At 60.7% G+C, this 25,416-nt stretch carries 17 protein-coding genes and 9 pseudogenes; 17 read left to right on the top strand and 9 right to left on the bottom strand.

All coding sequences use genetic code 11. From position 1 onward, the window contains the following. Window positions 1-24 precede the first annotated feature (24 nt). Window positions 25-162, bottom strand: a complete 138-nt coding sequence (locus I3K84_RS20265) for a hypothetical protein (protein WP_196996147.1) — start codon at window positions 160-162, stop codon at window positions 25-27. A 183-nt stretch (window positions 163-345) separates the two neighbouring features. Between I3K84_RS20265 and I3K84_RS20260 the strand changes: the two genes are divergently transcribed. The 6 genes and pseudogenes from I3K84_RS20260 (at window position 346) to I3K84_RS20235 (ending at window position 7,375) form a co-directional block, all read left to right on the top strand. Next, on the top strand, window positions 346-3,048 hold the full coding sequence (locus tag I3K84_RS20260) for a Tn3 family transposase (RefSeq protein ID WP_008344252.1): 2,703 nt from the start codon (window positions 346-348) through the stop codon (window positions 3,046-3,048). 144 nt (window positions 3,049-3,192) lie between these two features. Further along, window positions 3,193-3,387: pseudogene (locus I3K84_RS20255) on the top strand (hypothetical protein); the annotation flags it as partial. Window positions 3,388-3,523: 136 nt separating this feature from the next. Further along, entirely contained in the window at window positions 3,524-4,525 is a 1,002-nt protein-coding gene (locus tag I3K84_RS20250) for an IS1595 family transposase (RefSeq protein WP_196995252.1), read from the top strand. Window positions 4,526-4,587: 62 nt separating this feature from the next. After that, window positions 4,588-6,180, top strand: coding sequence for an IS91 family transposase (locus I3K84_RS20245; RefSeq protein WP_020229221.1), 1,593 nt, complete (start codon window positions 4,588-4,590; stop codon window positions 6,178-6,180). Window positions 6,181-6,505: 325 nt separating this feature from the next. Then, window positions 6,506-6,838: pseudogene (locus I3K84_RS20240) on the top strand (transposase); the annotation flags it as partial. A 228-nt stretch (window positions 6,839-7,066) separates the two neighbouring features. Then, window positions 7,067-7,375 (top strand): hypothetical protein, encoded by a 309-nt coding sequence (locus I3K84_RS20235; RefSeq protein WP_011798712.1) that lies wholly within the window; start codon window positions 7,067-7,069, stop codon window positions 7,373-7,375. A gap of 370 nt (window positions 7,376-7,745) precedes the next feature. Here I3K84_RS20235 and I3K84_RS20230 read toward each other — a convergent pair whose 3' ends face one another. Further along, window positions 7,746-7,946, bottom strand: coding sequence for a hypothetical protein (locus I3K84_RS20230; RefSeq protein WP_176430801.1), 201 nt, complete (start codon window positions 7,944-7,946; stop codon window positions 7,746-7,748). 32 nt (window positions 7,947-7,978) lie between these two features. On the opposite strand from I3K84_RS20230, the pseudogene I3K84_RS20225 reads away from it, so the two are divergent. Beyond that, window positions 7,979-9,256, top strand: a pseudogene (locus tag I3K84_RS20225) (Tn3 family transposase); the annotation flags it as partial. 145 nt (window positions 9,257-9,401) lie between these two features. Continuing rightward, window positions 9,402-12,317: a Tn3-like element IS1071 family transposase gene (locus tag I3K84_RS20220; RefSeq protein WP_003158660.1), complete on the top strand. Its 2,916-nt coding sequence runs from the start codon at window positions 9,402-9,404 to the stop codon at window positions 12,315-12,317. Window positions 12,318-12,664: 347 nt separating this feature from the next. On the opposite strand, the gene istB is transcribed toward I3K84_RS20220, so the two are convergent. Both istB and istA read right to left on the bottom strand, forming a co-directional pair. Further along, window positions 12,665-13,429 carry an IS21-like element helper ATPase IstB gene (istB, locus tag I3K84_RS20215; protein ID WP_011804279.1) on the bottom strand — a complete coding sequence of 255 codons (765 nt, stop codon included), beginning with the start codon at window positions 13,427-13,429 and terminating at the stop codon, window positions 12,665-12,667. Continuing rightward, entirely contained in the window at window positions 13,426-15,030 is a 1,605-nt protein-coding gene (istA, locus tag I3K84_RS20210) for an IS21 family transposase (protein WP_034303860.1), read from the bottom strand. Before istA ends, istB begins: the two co-directional genes overlap by 4 nt. Before the next feature lie 145 nt (window positions 15,031-15,175). On the opposite strand from istA, the pseudogene I3K84_RS22380 reads away from it, so the two are divergent. Then, a pseudogene (locus tag I3K84_RS22380) lies at window positions 15,176-15,487 on the top strand (hypothetical protein); the annotation flags it as partial. Here the strand turns inward: I3K84_RS22380 and nagR are convergent. Then, window positions 15,454-16,359 carry a naphthalene degradation transcriptional regulator NagR gene (gene nagR, locus I3K84_RS20200; RefSeq protein WP_011806219.1) on the bottom strand — a complete coding sequence of 302 codons (906 nt, stop codon included), beginning with the start codon at window positions 16,357-16,359 and terminating at the stop codon, window positions 15,454-15,456. The pseudogene I3K84_RS22380 and the gene nagR sit on opposite strands and share 34 nt — an antisense overlap. 116 nt (window positions 16,360-16,475) lie before the next feature. On the opposite strand from nagR, the gene nagAa reads away from it, so the two are divergent. The 7 genes and pseudogenes from nagAa to I3K84_RS20165 all read left to right on the top strand — a co-directional run. After that, entirely contained in the window at window positions 16,476-17,462 is a 987-nt protein-coding gene (gene nagAa, locus I3K84_RS20195; RefSeq protein WP_011806220.1) for a naphthalene 1,2-dioxygenase/salicylate 5-hydroxylase systems ferredoxin--NAD(P)(+) reductase NagAa, read from the top strand. Window positions 17,463-17,507: 45 nt separating this feature from the next. Then, a pseudogene (gene nagG, locus I3K84_RS20190) lies at window positions 17,508-18,044 on the top strand (salicylate 5-hydroxylase large oxygenase NagG); the annotation flags it as partial. A 64-nt stretch (window positions 18,045-18,108) separates the two neighbouring features. Then, window positions 18,109-18,423, top strand: coding sequence for a non-heme iron oxygenase ferredoxin subunit (locus I3K84_RS20185; protein ID WP_011806222.1), 315 nt, complete (start codon window positions 18,109-18,111; stop codon window positions 18,421-18,423). A 106-nt stretch (window positions 18,424-18,529) separates the two neighbouring features. Continuing rightward, window positions 18,530-19,873, top strand: coding sequence for an aromatic ring-hydroxylating dioxygenase subunit alpha (locus I3K84_RS20180; RefSeq protein ID WP_196995251.1), 1,344 nt, complete (start codon window positions 18,530-18,532; stop codon window positions 19,871-19,873). 14 nt (window positions 19,874-19,887) lie between these two features. Next, window positions 19,888-20,472 carry an aromatic-ring-hydroxylating dioxygenase subunit beta gene (locus tag I3K84_RS20175; protein WP_196995250.1) on the top strand — a complete coding sequence of 195 codons (585 nt, stop codon included), beginning with the start codon at window positions 19,888-19,890 and terminating at the stop codon, window positions 20,470-20,472. A gap of 63 nt (window positions 20,473-20,535) precedes the next feature. After that, window positions 20,536-21,315: pseudogene (gene nagB / locus I3K84_RS20170) on the top strand (1,2-dihydroxy-1,2-dihydronaphthalene dehydrogenase NagB). 48 nt (window positions 21,316-21,363) lie between these two features. Beyond that, a pseudogene (locus I3K84_RS20165) lies at window positions 21,364-22,023 on the top strand (aldehyde dehydrogenase family protein); the annotation flags it as partial. Between the two features lie 27 nt (window positions 22,024-22,050). On the opposite strand, the gene I3K84_RS22480 reads toward I3K84_RS20165, so the two are convergent. Next, window positions 22,051-22,179 carry a hypothetical protein gene (locus I3K84_RS22480; protein ID WP_255352815.1) on the bottom strand — a complete coding sequence of 43 codons (129 nt, stop codon included), beginning with the start codon at window positions 22,177-22,179 and terminating at the stop codon, window positions 22,051-22,053. Further along, entirely contained in the window at window positions 22,176-23,138 is a 963-nt protein-coding gene (locus I3K84_RS20160; protein ID WP_011806097.1) for an IS5 family transposase, read from the bottom strand. Before I3K84_RS20160 ends, I3K84_RS22480 begins: the two co-directional genes overlap by 4 nt. A gap of 68 nt (window positions 23,139-23,206) precedes the next feature. Here I3K84_RS20160 and I3K84_RS20155 point away from each other — a divergent pair. Then, window positions 23,207-23,470 (top strand): annotated as a pseudogene (locus I3K84_RS20155) (aldehyde dehydrogenase family protein); the annotation flags it as partial. Here the strand turns inward: I3K84_RS20155 and I3K84_RS20150 are convergent. Together I3K84_RS20150 and I3K84_RS20145 are read right to left on the bottom strand one after the other, a co-directional pair. Next, a pseudogene (locus I3K84_RS20150) lies at window positions 23,442-23,780 on the bottom strand (ABC transporter permease); the annotation flags it as partial. The pseudogenes I3K84_RS20155 and I3K84_RS20150 sit on opposite strands and share 29 nt — an antisense overlap. Beyond that, entirely contained in the window at window positions 23,767-25,368 is a 1,602-nt protein-coding gene (locus I3K84_RS20145; RefSeq protein ID WP_196995249.1) for an ABC transporter ATP-binding protein, read from the bottom strand. The gene I3K84_RS20145 and the pseudogene I3K84_RS20150, both read right to left, overlap by 14 nt. Window positions 25,369-25,416 lie beyond the last annotated feature (48 nt).

Raw genomic sequence — 25,416 nt, 5'->3', positions numbered from 1 at the left:
AGTGCTAGCTTTGCGTACCGTCACTTATTGCACTGAAAACGAGGAGACCCCTAGTTGATAGCCCAGGGCGGCGGCTGTCCATTGCGTTGCACTCCACACACCGGCGATCACGATGCCGAAGACGGCGGCGATCTGCCCGAACAGCACGCCCTGAGCTTGCATTCACTGGCCTCCGATTTCCCCTGCGCTGATTCCTCGTCGGGGTCTCCTCGTTTTCAGTGCAATAAGTGACGGTACGCAAAGCTAGCACTGGCGCGGGGGTGGTCTGGGTAGACCGTTGATTTCATTGACTTTCCTGTTCGCTTTGTAAACGGGTATGGTGGCCTCCCACTTTTGAGGTTCACGATGCAGGGTTGGCACACAACGTTTTTGGGGATGCGTGGGCTCCCCCGCGATATCAGCGACTTCGAGATGAAGGCATTTTTCACCTTCGATGGTGCCGAGCGCGACGCAATCAATGCACGCCGAGGTGATTCCCACAAGCTTGGTCTGGCGCTCCATATTGGTTTCCTGCGCATGAGTGGGCGTTTGCTCGGTGCCTTTCGGGTAATTCCAGTACTCGTGCGGGCGCGTCAATGGCTGTACAAGAACAAGCTGGTGATCGTGCACGAGCGGGCAATTCGGACACTGATTGCGGCGGCACTTGCCCAGCTTGAAGTTGAAACAGGCACCGCCATCGCCGCCAGCGTTGATCCAGCAACACTTGATCGCTGGCGAGCCTCAGTTTCAGAGCTGCGCCCAGATGGACAAACCCAGCAGAGTTGGCTATGGGCTGCACCGGCGAAACACTCAACCCGCCAAATCAGCGAGGTACTGGAGCGCATCGACCTGCTTTACACGCTGGACGTTCATAAGCACCTGGCAGACATCCCCGATCTCATCTTGCGCCGCTACGCGCGCCGACTTGTCTCCAGGCCGCCCTCAGCCGGAGCCAAGATCAAAGAGCCAGCGCGCACCGTGGAGGTCGCATGCTTTCTTCGGTATTGCCTGTTCACCACCACAGACCAGTTGATCCTTATGGTGCAGCGCCGGATCGCCGATCTGTGGCGTCAGGCTGCCGCCGATGTCCCCGCTACCGTCAATTGGGCCGCAATGTACAAAACGCTGCTCGGCGAACTTGTTGCCTTGAGCGCGCAAGGTGCGGTGCCAGATGCTGAGTTGCGTGCCCGTCTTGAAGCCTTGATCACCGAAACCCAGAAACGCAAACCACCGAGCAGGGCCTCCCTGGTCCGCGAGGGATTGATTGATGGAATTCGCCCCGTGCGGTCGTTGCTCGTCGCCATTGCAAAGCTGCCCTGGCAGGCCACCGGCGAGCATCCTGCCATCGAGTACCTTGCCAAGCTGCAAGCTTTATATCTCAAAGGATCCAGAAAGCTGCCAGTTGAAGTGGTGGCACCAAGTCTGGGAATGATCTGGCAGGTTTCGATCTCCAGCCCAGACCGGGAACGGGCGTTTCAGGCGTTGGAGGTGGCCACCCTGTTTGCCCTGCGCCGCGCGGTGCGCAATGGCTCGGTCTGGATTGAGCACAGCCTGAGCTTTCGGGGTCGTGCGCGCTTGTTCTTCACGGACGAGCGTTGGCAGGCAGAGTCCAAGAAACACTATGCCCGTCTATCGTTACCCAGCAAGGCTGCCACTTTCTTGAAGCCTTTGCTGGCCAGAGTAACTGCCGGTGTCGATGCGGTGGCCGCTGCAGCCCGCAGTGGCGTACTGCGCGTGGATGATGAACTCCATTTGTCGCCATTGCCCGCAGAGGACGAAGACCCAGAAGTGACCAAGCTGCGCGCGGCTTTGGATCACCGCATCGGTGAGGTTCAATTGCCGGAAGTGATTCTGGCCGTTGACGCCCAGGTGCGCTTTAGCTGGATCATGCTCGGACGTGAGCCGCGCTCTACCGACGAGCTGCTGATGGTCTATGCCGGCATCATGGCCCACGGCACCAGTCTGACTGCGGTCGAATGCGCGCGCATGATTCCGCAATTGTCTGCCACCAGCATTCGCCAGGCCATGCGCTGGGCGCGGGACGAACGGCGTCTGAGCCAGGCCTGCCAGGCTGTGCTGGAATTCATGCAGCGACACCCGATTGCCGCCACCTGGGGGCGGTCCGATTTGGCATCTTCTGACATGATGACCATGGAGACCACCAAACGGGTGTGGCAAGCCCGGCTTGATCCTCGGCGCAACACACCTTCCATTGGAATCTACTCCCATGTAAAAGACCGGTGGGGCATCTTCCATGCGCAGCCCTTTGTGCTCAATGAGCGCCAGGCGGGCGTGGCCATTGAAGGTGTCATCCGCCAAGAAAAGCTGGAGACCAGCCAGCTTGCTGTGGATACCCATGGCTACACCGACTTTGCCATGTCACATGCCCGTTTGCTTGGTTTTGATCTTTGCCCGCGGTTGAAGGAACTCAAACAGCGCCACCTCTTTGTGCCACGCGGCACCAAAGTGCCCGCAGAAATCGCTGCGGTGTGCGAAGCCAATGTCGACGTCGCTTTGATCGAAAAGCATTGGGATAGTCTGGTGCACCTGGCAGCCTCGGTCATGAGCGGACATGCCAGTGCGGTGGCAGCTCTTGCGCGGTTCGGTTCTGCCGCCCAGGGCGATCCAATCTATGAGGCTGGCGTGCAATTGGGGCGGTTGCTGCGTACGGCGTTTTTGGCTGACTACTTTGTCAAGGACGCTTTCAGGAACGAGTTGCGCCGGGTGCTCAATCGGGGCGAGGCTGTTAACGCCCTCAAGCGCGCCATTTATACCGGCCGGATCAGCCCGGCGCAGGCCAAACGTGTCGATGAAATGCAGGCTGTGGCCGATGCGTTGAGCCTGATGGCCAACATCGTGATGGCGTGGAATACCTCACAGATGCAGGCGGTCCTGGATCGCTGGTCGAACCGCCGCCAGGTCATTCCACCGGAACTGATCGGGAAGATTGCGCCCACCAGGCTGGAGAGCATCAACTTGCGGGGTGTGTTTCGCTTCCCGGTTGACCGCTATGCTGACCAAATCCTGCCTTCGCGGCCAAATGCATCGATAACTGGCACCAATGGATGAAACCGACCACGGTTTGACGCCACGAATCGCAGATTTGAAAGTGAACAGGAAAGTCAATGAAATCAACGATCTACCAACACCACCTCCGCGCCAGTGCTAGCTTTTCGTACCGTCACTTATTGCACTGAAAACGAGGAGACCCCGGGCAAGAACACCAATGTGTACCTGGGCTCAGCCGAACTCTCGGCCATCTGCTCCAAGCTGGGCCGTATTCCCAGCAAGGAAGAATATCTGGCCGACGTGGGCGTCATTAACCAGAGCAGCGACAAGATCTACCAGTACCTGAACTTCGACCAGATCGAAGAATATGTGGAGAACGCCAAGGAAGCGACTGCCTGAGCGGCGATGGCTCCCTGAAACAACAAACGGCCCTTCGGGGCCGTTTTGCTGCGTAGCCTGGCTGAGGAGAAGTCTGCAGAATGCTGTGTATTTACAAGGGGTATCTATTTAGCTCCAGTGACGTGAGAATAGCTGGATGGAAACCCAGATGCTAACGCCAACTCCTGGAGGGGACTACCCCCGCACCTGGAACGAATTTCTTGACTGGTTTGCCACCGAAGAGGCTTGCCAGGCGTTCCTGGAGAAGCTTCGGTGGCCCCAAGGCTTCGTCTGCCCGCGTTGCGGCAACGCTGGCGATGTGTACCGCGCCAGCCGCACCCGCCTGATGTGTCGGGCTTGCCAGTACCAGGGAACAGTGACCTCCGGGACCATCTTTGACAAGACCCGAACGCCACTGCGGGTGTGGTTGGCAGCTGCCTGGTATCTGACCAATCAGAAGCAAGGCGTGAGCGCTTTGGGGCTGCAGCGCGTTCTGGGCTTGGGCAGTTACCAGACAGCCTGGACCATGCTGCACCGGTTTCGACGCGCCATGGTTCGACCAGGCAGGGACAAGCTCAAGGGGCTTGTCGAGGTGGATGAAACCTACCTGTCCATCACGGACCGCAAAAAACCCATCACCCCTGTAGGGCGCAAGAGCAGCACCACCAAAGTGTTGGTGGCCATGGCAGTGGAGGTCGTGGAGCCCAAGGGGTTTGGACGCATCCGGCTGCGTCGCATAGCCCGAGACTCCGCCTCCTACGTCGTTCCCTTTGTTCAGGAGGTGGTCGAGCCCGGGGCCCATGTACGCACGGACGGCTCAGCAGCCTACCGCGCGCTGGAAGAGCTGGGATACACCCACCAGCGCACCGTCATGCTGGGTTCAGGTGTGCCAGCCCATGTGTCGATGGCGGGAGTGCATCGGGTGGCCTCGTTGGTGCAGCGCTGGGTGCTGGGGACGCATCACGGGTCCGTGCAGCCCGAGCACCTGGACGCCTATCTCGATGAATTCGTGTTCCGCTTTAACCGGCGAACCTCGAACTCGCGGGGGATGCTGTTTTATCGCTTGCTGCAGCAAGCGGTGGTCACGCCGCCGGTGACTTATGCGGATGTGGTGAGCAAGAAGACAGACGAGCGGGAGTCAGATACCATTGCTGGATAAAAACACAGCATCAGGGGTGACGCTGGAGCTAAGTGGATACCCCTTGTATTTACACAGTATTTATGCCAGCCACCTCCAAGCCCAAGCTCTACAACCCGCGCCACCCCGAGCGCACGCTGCTCTACCAAACGGTGGCCGAGCATTACGAGACCTGGCTTGATCTGGCCAGCGCCGGCCAGTTCGACGGCCAGGGCGACCACCGCAGCCCCAAGCCCTATGTGCGCCAAGCGTTTGCCAAGTACCTGGAATGCGGCATCTTTGCCCACGGCTTTGCCCGTGCCCGCTGCGACGACTGCGGACACGACTTTCTGGTGGCCTTTTCCTGCAAAGGCCGGGGCGTCTGCCCCTCGTGCACCACGCGGCGCATGGCCGAGACAGCGGCACACCTCACCGACCACGTCTTCCCCCGCCTGCCAGTGCGCCAGTGGGTGCTGTCGGTTCCCAAGCGGCTGCGCTACTTTATGCAACGCGACAGCGTGGTGCTGGGCATGGTGTTGCGCATCTTCTTGCGCGTCATTGAGCAAACCCTGCAAGCCAACAGCCCATGCGCAGCGCATGCGAACAAGGCCGCCCTGCACATCGGTGCAGTCGCCTTCATTCACCGCTTTGGCTCCAGCCTGAACGAGCATGTGCATTTCCATGTGTGCGTGGTCGATGGCATGTTTGAGGCGGTGGCAGGGGAGGCGAGTGAGCAGGGCACCCGCACCACAGCGATCAGCGTCATGTTTCACCCGGCTATCGGCATCGACCCCGAAGCGGTGACCCAAGCCCAGGCCAGTTTGCGTCGGCGCATCCTGCGCGCCTTTGTGGGCCGGGGCCTGCTCGAAGGCTTCGAGGCCCAGGAGATGCTGGGGTACAAACACAGTGGGTTTTCGGTAGACACCAGCGTGTGCATAGCAGCACAAGACCGAGCGGGCCTGGAGCGCCTGCTGCGCTACTGCGCACGGCCCCCGTTTGCGCTGGATAGGCTGCGCAAAGCGGGCAGTGAGCTCATTTACCGCTGCGCCAAGCAGCACAGCGAGCCTGGCAGTGACCGGCGCGACCAACGCAAGGCAAAGCGAGGTGTTCGGGCCGACGAACTGCACCTCACGCCGCTCGAACTCATCGACCGCCTTGCCGCGCTGGTGCCGCCACCGCGTGCGCACCGCCACCGGTACTACGGCGTGCTGGCGCCCAATTCACCCCTGCGGGCTGCGGCGGTTGCACTGGGCGCAGGCCAAACCGCAGGCGCGGGCACGGGCACGGCACAGCCCGAGCCAGGCGGTGTGACCGCAGCGGTGGATGCCATGGGAGTGGCCACGGTCGGTGGTCCCAGCCAGCCCGAGCCCACCCAGCCAGCTCTGCCCAAACGCTCAGCTCACATTCTGTGGGCGGTGCTGATCGCCCGCATCTACGAGGTGTTGCCGCTGTTGTGCCCGCTCTGCGGTGGCCAGATGCGCATCATCGCTTTCATCACCTACAGTGCCGACCTCCGGCACATCCTGGAGCACATCGGGGTGGAGACAGAGCCGCCTCGCATCGCGCCAGCACGCGGGCCGCCGCTGTGGGATGGGTGCGATGTGCCGATGGGCGATGGTGTCGAGGTTGAGCCAGATTGGGGCGAGGCGGCCCAACCGGCGCCGGACTTTGAGGTCGATCAGCGCGTCAGTTGGTAAGGGAAGGCAGCAGCGGTTTGGCCGCGCGGCAGGGCTGCGTCTGTCACTGCCAAAAAATGTGCAAACCGAAAAATCTCGGGCTACTGGCGCTGATCAAGCGCTCAGGCAGGCTCAGCCTGAAGGCCTGTGATGCCCAAAACCTGGGCCATAATCGTCCTCCTGTGGTTGGATTTCCTATCCGCCTTAAAACGGTTTTAACCGCAGCCCCGCGACCCCTCAAGGTGGCGGGGCTTTTCGCGTTCTACAGGCGGGGCTACGGGGCGCAGCTATTCGCCGTCTGTAGAACGATGATAGGACGAGAAATGCCGGGGCCGCTAAACGACGAAAACGGTTCATCCCGTTCCTGGCCTTCCCGCCCGAGCTGCGCCGGGTGATCTACACGACCAACAGCATCGAGTCGCTGAACTACCAGCTGCGCAAGGTCACCAAGAACCGCGGCCACTTCCCCAACGACGACGCCGTGATCAAGCTGCTGTGGCTAGCGATCTGCAACATCGAGGACAAGAGAGCCCGCGACCGGGCCAAGGACCGCGGCAAGCCCGCCGCCGAACGCAAGGCCCAACCCCGACTCGTCGAAGGACAGGTCGTCACCAACTGGAAGCAGGCCCTGGCCCAGCTCGCGATCGCCTACCCCGACCGCATCAACCCCTACCTCTAACCCACAACCCAAAGTAAAGAGATCGACTCACTTACACAAAATTCTTGACAAACTCTCGGCGGGTCGTTACTCTTCGATTATCCCGATCTCGCCAGCGGTTGTCCGACGCAACGAACCGATGGAATCGTGACACCCGAACACAATTGCGACCGACCGTCGCTCGAGCAGCGTCTCGCCGAGCTGGGCTGGGTTTCCGGCAAGACGCGGTCAACTATGAGGAGAACTGAGATGGCAGTGACCGAGATCGTTCGGCTTCGACCCGCAGAGGGCGTGGACGAGGAGACATTCCTCGCCGCGAGCGAGGTGTTCGAGCAGGACTACGTGCGGCACCGGCAGGGTTTCATCCGACGAACTCTGCTTCGAGGGGATGACGGGGACTGGGCCGTGATCGTTGACTGGGCGACCATTACCGACGCGGAAGCCTCGATGGCGGCGTTCCCCACTGACGCAGCCTCGGCACCGTTCAAAGCGGTACTCGACCCGGCGACCTTCGAGATGAAGCGCTACGTAGTGGAAAGGATCTTCGAACCATCATGATCCCCCACGTCAAATCACGCGCCCTGTCATCGCGCCAGACAAGTCGACCAGCGCCGTGACCCACCCGTCCGATTTCCTGGTCTCAAGAAGAAAGGTGCTCGGCGCCGGCGGCGCGGGTATAGGAAGTTCAACCGCCCTTTTTGGCGAGTCTGGCGGGTAGGAAGCGGCCGCGCAAGCGCCGCTTTGGGCACAGATCGGGCACAGATCGGGGGTTCATGCGTGGGTTTTCGACATCGCGGGGCCACGCAGCGGCTCAGTGCGTAGCCATTTCTCACCGAATCCCGGCACAGGGCCGAGCGCAGCCCTGCGGGGTCGTGGCCGCATCGGATCGGACTCTGGCTTGGCTGCCGGCTGTGTGGCCGGCGCCTCATCACGCGGCGGGCGGCGGGGCGCGCGCTGCGGGCCGGTAGTGCGCTTGCTCCAGCGCGCCGTGTTTCTCGAAGTGGGCGAGGATGGCGCGAATGGCCTTGGGGTCTTCGATGCTGGCGACGATCCGCACCGCGCCGCCGCAGTGGGCGCAGGTGGTGACGTCGATGGAAAAGACCCGCTTGAGCCGTTGCGCCCAGCTCATCGCACGGCGCTTCTGCTCGGGGCTGCGCGGCCGAGGACTACCTGGTGCCGCCCGCGAAATTCGCCAGCCTCAAGCAGGCCAGCGAATTGCCGCTGGCCGTGGCCACCGACTGCAACCGGTACCTGAACGACCGGCTGACGCTGCTGGAAACACAGCTTGCCACCGTCAACCGTATGGCGACGGCCAACGAGCTGCCGGACGCCATCATCACCGAGTCAGGCTTGAAGATCACGCCGCTCGACGCGGCGGTACCCGACACCGCCCAAGCGCTGATCGACCAGACGGCAATGATCCTGCCGCACGTCAAGATCACCGAACTGCTGCTGGAGGTGGACGAATGGACGGGCTTCACTCGGCATTTCGCGCATCTGAAATCGGGCGACCCGGCCAAAGACAAGAACCTGTTGCTGACCACGATCCTCGCCGACGCGATCAACCTGGGCCTGACCAAGATGGCGGAGTCTTGCCCCGGCACGACCTACGCCAAGCTGGCTTGGCTGCAAGCCTGGCACATCCGCGACGAAACCTACGGGGCGGCGCTGGCCGATCTGGTCAACGCACAGTTCCGCCATCCCTTCGCCGAGCACTGGGGCGACGGCACCACCTCATCGTCGGACGGCCAGAACTTCCGCACCGGCAGCAAGGCCGAGAGCACCGGCCACATCAACCCGAAATACGGGAGCAGCCCAGGGCGGACGTTCTACACCCACATTTCTGACCAGTACGCGCCATTTCACACCAAGGTCGTGAACGTCGGCGTGCGCGATTCGACCTACGTGCTCGACGGCCTGCTGTACCACGAGTCCGACTTGCGGATCGAGGAGCATTACACCGACACGGCGGGCTTCACCGATCACGTCTTCGCCCTGATGCACCTCCTGGGCTTCCGCTTCGCGCCGCGCATCCGCGACCTGGGCGACACCAAGCTCTACATCCCGAAGGGCGACGCCGCCTATGACGCGCTGAAACCCATGATCGGCGGCACGCTCAACATCAAGCACGTCCGCGCCCATTGGGACGAAATCCTGCGGCTGGCCACCTCGATCAAGCAGGGCACGGTGACGGCCTCCCTGATGCTCCGAAAGCTCGGCAGCTACCCACGCCAGAACGGCCTGGCCGTGGCGCTCCGCGAGCTGGGCCGCATCGAGCGCACGCTGTTCATCCTGGACTGGCTGCAAAGCGTGGAACTGCGCCGCCGCGTGCATGCCGGCCTGAACAAGGGCGAGGCGCGCAATGCGCTGGCCAGGGCAGTGTTTTTCAACCGCCTGGGTGAAATCCGCGACCGCAGTTTCGAGCAGCAGCGCTACCGGGGGGTCTCCTCGTTTTCAGTGCAATAAGTGACGGTACGCAAAGCTAGCACTGGCGCGGGGGTGGTCTGGGTAGACCGTTGATTTCATTGACTTTCCTGTTCGCTTTGTAAACGGGTATGGTGGCCTCCCACTTTTGAGGTTCACGATGCAGGGTTGGCACACAACGTTTTTGGGGATGCGTGGGCTCCCCCGCGATATCAGCGACTTCGAGATGAAGGCATTTTTCACCTTCGATGGTGCCGAGCGCGACGCAATCAATGCACGCCGAGGTGATTCCCACAAGCTTGGTCTGGCGCTCCATATTGGTTTCCTGCGCATGAGTGGGCGTTTGCTCGGTGCCTTTCGGGTAATTCCAGTAGCCTTGTGGCGCCACCTTGGCAACGAGCTTGGCATTGCAGCACCAGAAGTCGCCTCGCTGAGAGCCATGTATGAACGCGGGCGCACGCTATTCGATCACCAACAAGTAGCCTGCACGGTCCTTGGATTCCAGTGGATGAGCGAGCACCAGCGCCGCTCACTGGTACGTGAACTGCGCGACGAAGTGGCGCGCTGCGCCGACCGCGATCAGCTACTCGTGCGGGCGCGTCAATGGCTGTACAAGAACAAGCTGGTGATCGTGCACGAGCGGGCAATTCGGACACTGATTGCGGCGGCACTTGCCCAGCTTGAAGTTGAAACAGGCACCGCCATCGCCGCCAGCGTTGATCCAGCAACACTTGATCGCTGGCGAGCCTCAGTTTCAGAGCTGCGCCCAGATGGACAAACCCAGCAGAGTTGGCTATGGGCTGCACCGGCGAAACACTCAACCCGCCAAATCAGCGAGGTACTGGAGCGCATCGACCTGCTTTACACGCTGGACGTTCATAAGCACCTGGCAGACATCCCCGATCTCATCTTGCGCCGCTACGCGCGCCGACTTGTCTCCAGGCCGCCCTCAGCCGGAGCCAAGATCAAAGAGCCAGCGCGCACCGTGGAGGTCGCATGCTTTCTTCGGTATTGCCTGTTCACCACCACAGACCAGTTGATCCTTATGGTGCAGCGCCGGATCGCCGATCTGTGGCGTCAGGCTGCCGCCGATGTCCCCGCTACCGTCAATTGGGCCGCAATGTACAAAACGCTGCTCGGCGAACTTGTTGCCTTGAGCGCGCAAGGTGCGGTGCCAGATGCTGAGTTGCGTGCCCGTCTTGAAGCCTTGATCACCGAAACCCAGAAACGCAAACCACCGAGCAGGGCCTCCCTGGTCCGCGAGGGATTGATTGATGGAATTCGCCCCGTGCGGTCGTTGCTCGTCGCCATTGCAAAGCTGCCCTGGCAGGCCACCGGCGAGCATCCTGCCATCGAGTACCTTGCCAAGCTGCAAGCTTTATATCTCAAAGGATCCAGAAAGCTGCCAGTTGAAGTGGTGGCACCAAGTCTGGGAATGATCTGGCAGGTTTCGATCTCCAGCCCAGACCGGGAACGGGCGTTTCAGGCGTTGGAGGTGGCCACCCTGTTTGCCCTGCGCCGCGCGGTGCGCAATGGCTCGGTCTGGATTGAGCACAGCCTGAGCTTTCGGGGTCGTGCGCGCTTGTTCTTCACGGACGAGCGTTGGCAGGCAGAGTCCAAGAAACACTATGCCCGTCTATCGTTACCCAGCAAGGCTGCCACTTTCTTGAAGCCTTTGCTGGCCAGAGTAACTGCCGGTGTCGATGCGGTGGCCGCTGCAGCCCGCAGTGGCGTACTGCGCGTGGATGATGAACTCCATTTGTCGCCATTGCCCGCAGAGGACGAAGACCCAGAAGTGACCAAGCTGCGCGCGGCTTTGGATCACCGCATCGGTGAGGTTCAATTGCCGGAAGTGATTCTGGCCGTTGACGCCCAGGTGCGCTTTAGCTGGATCATGCTCGGACGTGAGCCGCGCTCTACCGACGAGCTGCTGATGGTCTATGCCGGCATCATGGCCCACGGCACCAGTCTGACTGCGGTCGAATGCGCGCGCATGATTCCGCAATTGTCTGCCACCAGCATTCGCCAGGCCATGCGCTGGGCGCGGGACGAACGGCGTCTGAGCCAGGCCTGCCAGGCTGTGCTGGAATTCATGCAGCGACACCCGATTGCCGCCACCTGGGGGCGGTCCGATTTGGCATCTTCTGACATGATGACCATGGAGACCACCAAACGGGTGTGGCAAGCCCGGCTTGATCCTCGGCGCAACACACCTTCCATTGGAATCTACTCCCATGTAAAAGACCGGTGGGGCATCTTCCATGCGCAGCCCTTTGTGCTCAATGAGCGCCAGGCGGGCGTGGCCATTGAAGGTGTCATCCGCCAAGAAAAGCTGGAGACCAGCCAGCTTGCTGTGGATACCCATGGCTACACCGACTTTGCCATGTCACATGCCCGTTTGCTTGGTTTTGATCTTTGCCCGCGGTTGAAGGAACTCAAACAGCGCCACCTCTTTGTGCCACGCGGCACCAAAGTGCCCGCAGAAATCGCTGCGGTGTGCGAAGCCAATGTCGACGTCGCTTTGATCGAAAAGCATTGGGATAGTCTGGTGCACCTGGCAGCCTCGGTCATGAGCGGACATGCCAGTGCGGTGGCAGCTCTTGCGCGGTTCGGTTCTGCCGCCCAGGGCGATCCAATCTATGAGGCTGGCGTGCAATTGGGGCGGTTGCTGCGTACGGCGTTTTTGGCTGACTACTTTGTCAAGGACGCTTTCAGGAACGAGTTGCGCCGGGTGCTCAATCGGGGCGAGGCTGTTAACGCCCTCAAGCGCGCCATTTATACCGGCCGGATCAGCCCGGCGCAGGCCAAACGTGTCGATGAAATGCAGGCTGTGGCCGATGCGTTGAGCCTGATGGCCAACATCGTGATGGCGTGGAATACCTCACAGATGCAGGCGGTCCTGGATCGCTGGTCGAACCGCCGCCAGGTCATTCCACCGGAACTGATCGGGAAGATTGCGCCCACCAGGCTGGAGAGCATCAACTTGCGGGGTGTGTTTCGCTTCCCGGTTGACCGCTATGCTGACCAAATCCTGCCTTCGCGGCCAAATGCATCGATAACTGGCACCAATGGATGAAACCGACCACGGTTTGACGCCACGAATCGCAGATTTGAAAGTGAACAGGAAAGTCAATGAAATCAACGATCTACCAACACCACCTCCGCGCCAGTGCTAGCTTTTCGTACCGTCACTTATTGCACTGAAAACGAGGAGACCCCCGTTTCCACTGAAAGAACACAACCCATGCCCCAATTCACCCTGCGCCAGAAATTTTTGTTCGGCATGGTCGCCGTGCTCACGGTGTCACTGCTGGTGATGTTGGGGGGGCGATTCCTTGGCAAGGCCGCGCGCTTCCCCCCGATGGCCAGTCCAAATTCCCCCACCTGTGGCCACCCCAAATTCCCCAGGCAAGACCGGTTGGATTATGACGACTCAGTGCCGATGGCGATGCGTGCGGCGGCCTCTTTGAGCCGGTAGCTCTTGCCCTCGAATTCCAGCATCGTGCAGCGGTGCATGAGGCGGTCCAGGATGGTGGTCGCCATTGTGGCGTCGCCCAGATAGCGACCCCAGTCCTGCACCACGCGGTTGGAGGTCACCACGATGGCGCGGCGCAGCTTGTAGCGCTGATGCACGATGGCCTGCAGGACCTCGGCGGCGTGCTCGCTGATACGCCTGGCCAGGAACAGATCGTCCAAGATGATCAGGTCAGGCTCCACCCACTCCTTGAGCAGGCCGATGCGCTCGGTGGCACTTGCCAGCGCGTAGCGGGCGAATTCGGCGTCGGCCTCGAGGTAACGCACATCGTGGCCGCCCAGCGTGGCCTGGTAGGCGATGGCCTTGGCAATGTGAGACTTGCCGGTGCCGGGTTTACCGACGATGAGCGCGTTGGAACCCTCGGCGATGAACTTCAGGGTGTGCAGCTCAAAGCAGGCCGCGCGGGGCAGCTTGGGGTTGAAACGCCAGTCGAAGTCGGCCAGGCTGACCTTCTCGTCCAGACCCGAGCGCTTGTAGCGGCGCTCTGTCAGGCGCGATCGGCGCCGGTCGAGCTCATCCTGAAGCATGGCGGCGAAGGTCTGCAGAAATGGCTCCTGGGCGACCTGGGCCTGCATCACGCGGGTCGACAGGGTCTCGGCAATACCCGACAGGCGCAGCTGGCGCAGCGCGCGCTCGATCTCGACCATGTTCATGGCTGGCTCCCAACTGCGGCGGTGGCCGCAGCGTGGGCAAACAGGTCACCGTATTCATCGGCATCGCGGATCAGCTCGTGCTGCTGGGTCAGGGTCGCCGTGGTGGGCGTTACATGCTCGCCACCGGCCTGGGTCTCGATGGCTTCAAGCGCATCGGCAAAGAGCGCCTCTGTCAATGCCTGGACGCGCTTGAAGCTGTAGATGCCCTGCTCCAGAGCCTGGGCGCAAGCGGCGTTGACACAATGCGCCGGATATCGGCGCACCAGGCCGACGATGCCCCAGAGCTTGCGCTGGCCCACCCGGCCCTCGATGGCAAAGAGCAACTGGCACAGCCGGGCGGCGTGTTCGCCAATCTGGCCGGCCTGGCGCAGGATCAGGCGGGTCTCACGCGAGGGGTTGAACACCCGCTCATCCTGGGGCAGCACCACGGTGCCGGGGCGTTCAGCCTTGGGGTGACTGCGCAGCAAGGTGCCGGTTTGCAGATCAAAGATCTGGATGCGCTGGGCGAAGATGCGCACCCGCACCTTCGATCCGATGACCGCCGGGCGCGCGGCGTAGCTGCTGTGCTCCACCCGCACACAGCTGTCGTCGCACACCGTGCGCTGGACCTCTTCGAAATACTGCATGCCCAGCAGTGGCAAAGCTTTGAGGTGGGGGCGTTCTTCCGCGAACATGGCCTGCACCTGGCGCCGCTCGGTGCCGTGGATGCGCTTGGCTGCCCAATTCTTCTCCCATTGCGCCAGGAAGGTGTTCTGCTCTTCGATGGACTCAAAGCGCCGGCCCTTCAAGGCCGTGGCCTGGGTGTGGCCGATGGCGTGCTCTACCGTACCCTTGCGGTTGGGGTCACGCACCCGGGCCGGGTCGGCCACCACGCCGTAGTGCGCCAGGGTGGCGGCATAGACCGGGTTGAGTTCGGGCTCATACAGGTCGGGTTTGATGACGCCCTCTTTGAGGTTGTCCAGCACCACGTACTGCGGGCAGCCACCGAAGTGGCGAAACGCGCGCTCGTGCAGCTCGGCCCAGACCTGCTGGCTGGACTTCCAGACCACGTGCCGAAAGCTGGCCCGCGAGTAGCGCAGCGTGGCCACGAACAGGCGCGGTTTGCGGTACCGGTTGCTGCCCGGCACCCGGGTGGGTGCACCCTCACCGTAGTCCACCTGCATCTCCTCTGCGGGCAGGAAGGACAGGCGGTCGAATTGTTCGGGCTCCTTGTGACGCAGCCGGGCCACGAAGCGTTTGACCGAGTTGTACTGGCCGGCAAAGCCGTGGACATCGACCAGGTCCTGGTAGATGGCCGTGGCGTTGCGCTTGAGACGCAGTTGGGCCTCGATGAAGTCGCGGTACGGCTCGCATAGGGAGGCGGCCACTGACGTGGGAGCCGGTGGCCAGGGTGGGGGAATTTGCGCGGCCACGTGAGCGGCCATGGCATCAGGGCCGGTGGCCACCCCGGGGGAATTTGACTGCTCGGCCTGCCGGCGACGTTGGTAACTCCTGACGGTCTTGCGGTCGATTCCGGTGATGCGCGCGATCTCGCGCTGGGTGCTGCCACGCTCGAGCAGCGTGTAGACGGTGGCCCGTTGGTTGGGTTTCAAGACATTCACTCCTTGGCCTCCCCTCGGGGAAGACCAGAACTACTGTCCTGCCAACAGGTGCCAGCGGCGCCGGCGTTTACCCCCTGTCCCCGATCAACTCAGGTGGGGGAGTTTGAGGTGGCCATCAGTGGGGGAGTTTGGGTGGCCGCCGGGGGTGGGCGAGGCCGTCACCAATATGGACCAGGCAACGCAACAGAACGCGGCGCTGGTCGAGCAGATGGCCGCCGCGGCCTCCAGACTGAAGGGTCAGTCCGAAGAGCTGGTGCAGACGGTGGCGGTGTTCAAACTGGCGGACGATGGCAGTTCCGACCCGGCTGCCTACGCACAAGACCAGTCGCATGGGAGAACTGCGCCGCACCGGTTGGCAGACCACCGACATCCTGATCCTCAGCCATGGCCGACCGCGGCAGTCAATATGGGTTTGCTGGAAGCTTATGCTTCAGAGAAAAGCTCGACGAACAACTGACGTAGCCACATGTTGCCCGGATCCCGGTTGTACTTGGCATGCCAAAACAGGTTGATGGCGATGTCGGGCAGCTTGGCCGGGTGCGGGGATGTCGTCAGACCAAAAGGCACTTCGCAGCGAACGGCAAAACGCTGCGGCACGGTCGCGATGAGGTCGGTGCTGTGCAGAATGGGGCCGACCGCAATGAAATGCGACACCACCAGTCGCATGCGCCTTTTGATGCCTGCGCGTTCAAGCAGGCCATCGACCTCACCGTGTCCGGTGTTGAGTGCGACCACGCCGACATGCTCCAATTCACTGAACTGCCTCAGGCTCATGGGGGATTTGGCGCTTGGATGGTCCTTGCGGAACATGCATACGTAGCGGAGGCGAAAGAGGCGCCGCTGGAAGAATCCGGTCTGTAGCTCTGGCAGAAGACCCAAGGCGAGATCAACCGCACCGGATTCCATATCCTCCTTCAGATTGCCAGCATTCGGGCGCAGCGTGCTGATCTGGATGTGAGGAGCTCGTTGCGCAAGCGCTTCCATCAGTGGGGGCATGAAGTACATCTCGCCGATGTCGGTCATTGCCAAGTTGAAGGTGCGCGTGCTGGCAAATGGGTCGAAAGAGTCACGGGTCGTCAGTGCCGTCTGCAGCGTGTTGAGCGCATAGACCACGGGCTCCGCAAGATGCAGTGCATACGGTGTCGGCTCCATGCCTTTTGAGGTGCGCAAGAACAAATCGTCCTTTAGCGCCGCACGCAGCCGTTTAAGTGAATTGCTGACGGCAGGCTGCGTCAGCCCCAGTTTTTCGCCGGCCGTCGATACGCTCCGGTCGAGCAGTAGCTGGTTGAAGACCACCAGCAGATTCAAGTCGATGTCGCGCAGATCCATGATGCCTCACCATTATTCATGCTGGTGATTTTAACTATCAGACTTGATCTATAGCGCTATACCGATCGACGCGCCAGTATCGCAGCCATTCGGAGACAACTGAAAAAAAAGCTTGCATGGAACTGGTAGTAGAACCCCTCAATTTGCATCTGAACGCGGAGACCGGCAGCACCCTGCTTGACGTGCTCAGGTCCAACGAGGTCCCCATTTCTTATAGCTGCATGTCGGGCCGCTGCGGCACTTGCCGTTGCCGTGTGATTGCCGGCCATCTTCGCGATAACGGCTCCGAGACAGGGCGCCCGCAGGCAGGAAAGGGGGCCTATGTCCTGGCCTGTCAGGCGGTTCTGACCGAAGACTGCACGATCGAGATTCCTGAATCTGACGAGATCGTGGTTCACCCGGCGCGCATCGTCAAGGGGACGGTCACAGCGATAGACGAAGCCACCCATGACATCCGGCGCCTGCGCATCAAACTGGCCAAACCGCTTGAGTTCAGCCCTGGCCAGTACGCAACGGTGCAGTTCACGCCCGAATGCGTCCGCCCCTATTCGATGGCCGGGCTGCCTAGCGATGCGGAAATGGAGTTTCAGATTCGCGCGGTTCCGGGCGGGCATGTCAGCAACTACGTTTTCAATGAACTGTCCGTAGGCGCTTCGGTGCGGATCAGCGGCCCCCTCGGAACGGCCTATCTGCGGCGCACGCACACCGGCCCCATGCTTTGTGTGGGGGGTGGAACAGGTCTGGCGCCCGTCCTTTCGATCGTTCGAGGCGCACTGGAAAGCGGGATGAGCAACCCCATCCATCTGTACTTCGGTGTGCGGAGCGAGCAGGACATCTATGACGAGGAACGCCTTCACGCATTGGCTGCAAGGTTTCCGAATCTCAAGGTGAATGTCGTTGTTGCAACAGGCCCTGCCGGCCCTGGTCATCGATCCGGCCTGGTCACCGATCTGATCGGCCGTGACTTGCCCAATTTGGCGGGATGGCGCGCCTACCTGTGTGGCGCTCCGGCCATGGTCGAGGCCCTGAACCTGCTCGTTGCTCGCCTAGGCATAGTACCCGGGCACATCCATGCCGATGCGTTCTATCCCAGCGGCGTCTGAGCGAAGGCACCATGCGAACCCAATTCAACCCAAGGATACCAAGCCATGAGTGAACCCCAACGATTAAAACCCGTGTTTCCCCAAGATCCGAAATGGCCGGGCGAAGGTAGCAGCCGCGTTCCCTTCTGGGCCTACACCCGCGAAGACCTGTACAAGCGCGAATTGGAGCGCCTGTTCTATGCAAACCACTGGTGCTATGTAGGCCTGGAAGCCGAGATTCCGAATCCAGGCGACTTCAAGCGAACGGTGATCGGTGAGCGCTCGGTCATCATGGTGCGTGATCCGGATGGCGGCATCAACGTGGTGGAGAACGTCTGCGCCCACCGTGGCATGCGCTTTTGCCGCGAGCGCCACGGCAACGCCAAGGACTTCTTCTGCCCCTACCACCAGTGGAACTACAGCCTCAAGGGTGACCTGCAGGGCGTGCCCTTCCGCCGTGGCGTCAAGCAGGACGGCAAGGTCAACGGCGGCATGCCCAAGGACTTCAAACTCGAAGAACACGGCCTGACCAAGCTCAAGGTGGCCGCCCGAGGCGGTGCAGTGTTTGCCTCTTTCGACCACGATGTCGAGCCTTTCGAGGACTGTGCGTGTACGACAGCGAGATGATCCCCAACTCCCTCATCTACCCCATTTGAGGTTGCAGAACATGTCCGAGAACTGGATTGATGCCATCGCACGGGACGCTGTGCCTGAGGGCGATGTGGTCGGAGTCATCGTGGCAGGCAAAGACATTGCCTTCTATGAGGTGGAAGGTGAGGTCTTCGCCACCGACAACTTGTGTACCCACGGGGCTGCGCGCTTGAGCGACGGCTTTCTCGAAGGCCGGGAAATTGAATGTCCTTTGCATCAAGGCCGATTCGATGTTTGCACGGGTAAAGCCTTGTGCACACCCCTGACACAGGACATCAAAACCTACCCCGTAAAAATCGAAAACATGCGCGTGATGCTCAAGCTGGACTAAATGCTCAAGCTGGACTAAAATTCTTTGCAGGAGGAAAGCCAAATCCGGAAATCACCCCACCCAACCCAATCACTACCCGTTTTCAAACAAGAGGAGATAAGCAATTATGAGTTACCAAAACTTAGTGAGTGAAGCAGGGCTGACGCAAAAGCTCCTGATTCATGGCGACAAAGAACTTTTCCAGCACGAATTGAAGACCATCTTCGCGCGGAACTGGCTTTTTCTGACCCATGACAGTCTGATTCCCTCCCCCGGCGACTATGTCACAGCCAAAATGGGCGTCGATGAAGTCATCGTCTCCCGCCAGAACGATGGCTCGGTGCGAGCCTTTTTGAATGTTTGCCGTCACCGGGGCAAGACACTAGTTCACACTGAAGCCGGAAATGCGAAAGGCTTTGTGTGCGGCTACCACGGCTGGGGCTACGGTTCCAACGGCGAACTGCAAAGCGTTCCCTTTGAAAAAGAGTTGTACGGAGATGCGATCAAAAAGAAATGCCTGGGCTTGAAAGAAGTCCCCCGCATCGAAAGCTTTCATGGCTTTATCTATGGCTGTTTTGATGCAGAAGCTCCCCCGCTCATCGATTATCTGGGTGATGCAGCCTGGTACCTGGAACCCACCTTCAAGCACGCTGGTGGCCTGGAACTTGTAGGCCCCCCCGGCAAAGTGGTGGTTAAGGCCAACTGGAAGCCTTTTGCGGAAAACTTTGTAGGTGACGAATACCACGTTGGTTGGACGCACGCAGCGGCTTTGCGCGCAGGGCAGTCGGTGTTTAGTCCTATTGCGGGCAACGCTAAGCCTCCACCCGAAGGCGCGGGCTTGCAAATGACCAGCAAGTATGGCAGTGGAATGGGCTTAACGTGGGACTACTACGCCGGTAACTTCAGCGCTGATATGGTTCCCGATCTGATGGCATTCGGCGCCGCAAAACAGGAAAAACTCGCCAAGGAAATCGGCGATGTCCGGGCACGGATTTACCGCAGCTTACTGAACGGCACGGTTTTCCCGAACAACAGCTTTTTGACCGGCTCCGCTTCCTTCAAGGTCTGGAACCCGATCGATGAAAACACGACCGAGGTTTGGACGTATGCCTTCGTAGAAAAAGACATGCCTGAGGACTTAAAGCGTCGCTTGGCTGACGCGGTTCAGCGCAGTATCGGACCAGCAGGATTCTGGGAAAGCGACGACAACGAAAACATGGAGACGTTGTCGCAAAATGCCAAGAAATACCAATCCAACAACATTGATCAGATTGCCAGTTTGGGTTTCGGCAAGGACGTCTACGGCGACGAATGCTATCCGGGCGTCGTTGGCAAATCGGCAATGAGCGAAACCAGCTATCGCGGATTCTACCGTGCCTACCAGGCTCACATCAGCAGCTCCAATTGGGCCGAGTTCGAAAATGCCTCCCGAAATTGGCACATCGAACTCACCAAGACAACTGATCGCTAATCCAGGAGCCAACCATGATGATCAATACCCAGGAAGACAAGCTGGTCTCCGCGCACGACGCCGAAGAATTTCACCGTTTCTTCATCGTACAAGATGATGCACTACTGCAAGAAGTCAACACGCTCCTGACCCGCGAAGCGCACCTGCTGGACATTCAGGCCTACAAAGCCTGGCTTGAACACTGCGTTGCCCCCGAGATCAAATACCAAGTGATCTCGCGAGAACTTCGCTCCACTTCCGAGCGTCGATACCAACTGAATGATGCGGTGAATCTCTACAACGAGAACTATCAACAGCTGAAAGTTCGAGTTGAACACCAGATGGATCCTCAGAACTGGGCCAACAACCCGAAGATCCGCTACACCCGCTTCGTCACCAATGTCACGGCGGCCAAGGACAAGAGCGCACCGGAAATGCTGCATGTGCGGTCCAACCTCATTCTCCATCGCGCCAGACGAGAAAACCAAGTTGACGTCTTCTATGCAACGCGTGAAGACAAATGGAAACGCATCGAAGGTGGTGGTATCAAATTGGTCGAACGCTTTGTGGACTACCCGGAGCGCATTCCCCAGACCCACAACCTGTTGGTCTTCCTGTGAACCCTGGGGATGCCTGCCTGGATGGCGGGCATTCGTGATTATTTTTAACAGAAATTTATTGCCATGAACACACAGCAAGTTGTTGCCATCACTGGCGCCGGCTCGGGCATTGGTTTCGAGTTGGTTCGCTCTTTTAAGGCAGCCGGTTATCGCGTATCTGCACTCGTTCGCAACGAGGAGCAAGAGGCGGGTCTTCGCAGTGAATTCAAAGACGACATTGAGATCGTGGCGGGCGATGTCCGTGATCACGCCACCAATGAGAAGCTGGTTAAACAGACGGTTGCCAAGTTCGGGCGCCTGGATTGCTTCATCGGAAATGCCGGGATATGGGATTACATGCTGAGCATCGATGATGCCTGGGAGAAATTCTCGGGCAGTTTCGACGAGATATTTGACATCAACGTCAAAAGCTATTTCAGCGGCATCAGCGCGGCCTTGCCGGAGCTCAAAAAGACGAACTGATCGGTCGTAGTGACGGCTTCCGTTTCTTCCTATGCGGTCGGTGGCGGCGGTTCTTGCTACATTGCCAGCAAACATGCGTTGCTGGGCATGGTCAAGGCTTTGGCCTACGAATTGGCTCCGCACATCCGGGTCAATGGCGTTGCGCCAGGTGGCACGATCACTTCTTTGGCTGGCCCGGCAAGCGCTGGCTTCGACAAAACCAAAATGAAAGACATGCCCGGCATCGATGACATGATCAAAGGCCTGACTCCCCTGGGGTTCGCGGCAAGGCCCGAGGACGTGGTGGCACCGTACCTTTTGCTGGCCTCCCGAGAACAAGGGAAGTTCATCACTGGCACGGTGATCAGCATTGATGGCGGCATGGCGCTCGGCCGCAAGTGAATTTTTAACTGAAGCAAATTTATCAACCCCGTTCTCAGGAGACACCCCATGAAGACGAAATTGTTTATCAACGACGCCTGGATCGATTCAGGTGACAAAAAATACTTTGATCGCAAGCACCCTGTCAGTGGCGAGGTCGTGACCCAATGCGCGAACGCCACGGTGGACGATGCGGTCAATGCGGCTCGAGCCGCTCAAGAGGCGTTCAAGTCCTGGAAGGCCGTCGGACCCTCGTAGCGGCGGCGCCTTCTTTTGAAGGTGGCAGACGTCATGGAGAGCAAAACGCCCGAGTTCATCGAAGTGATGGCCAAGGAAGTGGGAGCCTCCGCGCTGTGGGCGGGGTTCAACGTGCACCTGTCGGCCAATGTATTCCGGGAAGCCGCCTCACTGGCCACCCAAATTCAAGGCGAAACCATTCCGACGGACAAGCCTGACACCCTGTCGATGACGCTGCGTCAGCCGGTCGGCCCCATCTTGAGTATCGCGCCATGGAACGGCACCGCAGTGCTCGCGGCGCGGGCCATCGCGTATCCGTTGGTCTGCGGCAATACCGTGGTGTTCAAAGGCTCCGAGTTCAGCCCCGGCACGCACGCGTTGATCGCGAAGTGCGTACAGGAGGCCGGCCTGCCCGCTGGCGTGCTCAATTATCTGAACTCGTCCCCGGACCGCTCGCCCGATATCGCCGATGCGCTGATTTCGTCTAAGGATGCCCTGAATAACTCGAATGCGTAAGTGCTACAAGGTCACCGGTTTCAGATAGTGCGATGGATGGCGTTTAGCCTGGGTCTTCGCACCACTTTCCACGCCCTTGCGGGCCATCTGCACCGCCTTTGCGGCCATTTGCCTGATTTCAGGGGCACTCATCCCTGCGCCTCCAGCAATTGATGGCGCACCATCCAAAGATTGGACAGCGCAAACAGCGTCTTGAGCTGCAACGTGTTCTTCTTCAATCCCCGGTAGCGCACCTTGGTGTATCCAAACTGTCGTTTGATCACCCTGAAGGGATGCTCCACCTTGGCACGGATGCTCGCCTTGATCTTCTCCACTTGGTCTATCAGCGCGTCAACGGGGTTGTTCTCTTTGTCCAGCGCTCTGCGTTTGCCTGGGCGCATCGCGATGTGCCACCGCACTGCCTCCTTGGCATCCGGGCGCTTGTCGATACCTTGGTAGCCCGCATCACCAAACCCGTCTGTCTCCTGCCCGTGCAGCAAGCTGTTGCCCTCTACAACGTCGGCCACGTTACCCGAGGTGCCTATGACGGTATGCACGAGTCCCGAGTCCGCATCCACGCCGATATGGGCCTTCATGCCAAAGTGCCATTCGTTGCCCTTTTGGCTCGAATGCATCTCTGGATCGCGCTTTCTGTCCTTGTTCTTGGTAGAGCTAGGCGCTGCGATCAGTGTGGCATCGACCGCAGTGCCTGCCTTGAGCAGCAAGCCCTGGGCTGCCAGAAGCTCGTTGACAGTGGCCAGAATCTGCTCGGCCAGCTTGTGTTTCTCCAGCCGATGACGAAACCTCAGGATGGTGCTCTCGTCAGGCACCCTCCCATGGGCATCAAGACTTGCAAACTCCCGGTAGATCGGGGTGTCAAAGAAGGCCTCTTCCATCGCCAGATCTGACAGGGTGAACCACTGCTGCATGCAGTGGATGCGCAGCATGGTCTCCAGGGCAAAGGGTGGGCGGCCGTTCTTGCCTTCGGGGTAATAGGGCGCAATGAGTTCGACCAGAGCAGCCCAGGGAACCACCAAATCCATCTGGATCAGCAGTTCTTGCTTGCGGGTCTTTTTGGTGCTCAGTTTCAGGTCAAGGCTGCTTTGCTTCATGGGCGGGGAGGATGCCATGACTTCCTGGCTTCTAGCAGACTGCGTTCGGGGTTTTGCAGGATTTCCCTAAAGAGATTCGTCGCATCAACTTTACGGGCTCCACTCGCGTGGGGCGCATCATCGCCCAGAAAGCGGCCCAACATCTCAAGCGCTGCTTGCTGGAGTTGGGTGGCAAGTCCCCGCTGATCGTTCTGGACGACGCGGACATCGACGCGGCGGTCAAGGCAGCGGTGTTTGGCAGTTTCCTGTTCCAAGGCCAGATCTGCATGTCCACCGAACGCCTGGTGGTCGACGAGAAGATCGCGGACGAATTTGTCGCGAAGTTCGTCGAGCCACGCCGCCCGCAGCCACGGCGCCGATCACGAACTGCCCCTCCGCGCCAATGTTCCAGACATTGGAGCGAAAACACACCGCCAGTCCTAGCGCGATGAGCAGCAACGGGGTGGCTTTCACGGCCAATTCGCCCAACGCATAGGGCGACTTGATCGGCTCCCAGAAGAACACCTGCAGCCCGCGCACCGGGTCCTTGCCCAGGGCCGCAAACAGCAGCACGCCGATCAGCACCGTGATCGCCAGCGCAAGCAGCGGAGAGCCAAAAACGAACAGGCGCGACGCCTCGGGGCGCGCCTCAAGCTTGAGCATGGCCGGCCTCCTCGGGTGCGCTGGTCTCGCGCAGGTGCGCCTGCACCTCGGCGTGCCACAGGCCGCTCATCCATTCGCCGATGCGCTCCACCGTCGCCTCGGCGCGTGGCACGGACGGCGACAGATGCCCCTTGGCCAGCACGTGCAGCCGGTCACAGATTTCAAACAATTCGTCCAACTCCTCGCTGAGCACCAGCACGCCACAGCCCTGGTCGCGCAGCTTCAATATCTCGCCGCGGATCTGCGCGGCAGCGCCCACGTCCACGCCCCAGGTGGGCTGCGAGACGATGAGCAGACGCGGGCCGGCGTCGATCTCGCGCCCCACGATGAATTTCTGCAGGTTGCCGCCCGACAGCGACTTGGCCGCCGCATTCGGCCCGCCCGCCTTGACCTGAAAGCGCGCGATGATGGCGCGCGCCTGCGCCTGCAGTTGCCCCATGCGCAGCCAGCCGAAAGCGCCCACCGCATCGGTGCGGGTCAGCAGCAGGTTGTGCGCCAGCCCCATGCTGGGCACGGCGCCGCGGCCCAGGCGCTCTTCGGGCACGAAGTGCAGGCCCAGCGCGCGGCGCTGGCGCGGGTTCATGCGGCCGACGGGCACCAGCCCCTGCGGCCCCGCCACCTGCACCATGGCGGGCGCGGCGCGCTGGTCCTCGCCCGACAGGGCGTAGAGCAACTCTTTCTGCCCATTGCCCGAGATGCCGGCAATGCCCACCACCTCGCCCGCGCGCACCTCCAGGTCGATGTCGATGAGCGGCACGCCGAAGGGGTCGGCCGCCGGCAGGCTCAAGGAACTGGCGCGCAGCATCACCTCGCCCGTGGTCACCTCACGGTGCGCCAGGGCCGGCGGCTCGGCGCCGATCATCATGCGCGACAGCGACGCGTTGGACTCCTGCGAAGGATCGCACACGCCTGTGACCACCCCGCCGAGCATCACCGTGCAGGCCGTGCACAGCGCGCGGATTTCATGCAGCTTGTGGCTGATGTAGAGAATGCTGCATCCCTCGCTGGCCAATTGCTTGAGTACCACGAAGAGCTTGTCCACCGCCTGCGGCGTGAGCACCGAGGTGGGCTCGTCCAAGATCAGTAGCTTGGGCTGCGTGAGCAGCGCGCGGATGATCTCCACGCGCTGCATCTCGCCCACGCTCAGGGTGTGCACGGGCCGCAGCGGGTCGATACCCAGGCCGTACTCGGAGGCCGTGGCGCGGATGCGGCGCTCCACCTCGGCCAGCGGCACGCTCTTGTCCTGGCCCAGCCAGACGTTCTCGGCCACGGTCAGGGTGTCGAACAGGCTGAAATGCTGGAACACCATGGCAATGCCCAGCTGGCGCGCCTCCTGCGGATTGCGCACCTGCACCGGGCGGCCGTCGAACAGCATCTGGCCCTCGTCGGGCTTCACGGCGCCGTAGATGATCTTCATCAGCGTGGACTTGCCGGCGCCGTTCTCGCCCAGCACCGCATGCACCTCGCTGGGCTGCACCGTGAGCGATACGCCATCGTTGGCCACCACGGCCGGGTATCGCTTGGTGATGCCCGTCAGCTGCAGCCGCGGCGCGCCGGTGGCGGGGGCAGAAGGGGGTGAGGGATTCATCCTGCGATTGTCTCCTAGTTTTTTGGACGGCTGCCTGGAATCAAAACA

The organism is Diaphorobacter sp. JS3051 (assembly GCF_015832135.1).
GTDB lineage: Bacteria > Pseudomonadota > Gammaproteobacteria > Burkholderiales > Burkholderiaceae_C > Diaphorobacter > Diaphorobacter nitroreducens.
The sequence above is the reverse complement of the archived record's forward strand: the minus strand, read 5'-3'. Positions and strand labels throughout refer to the sequence as shown.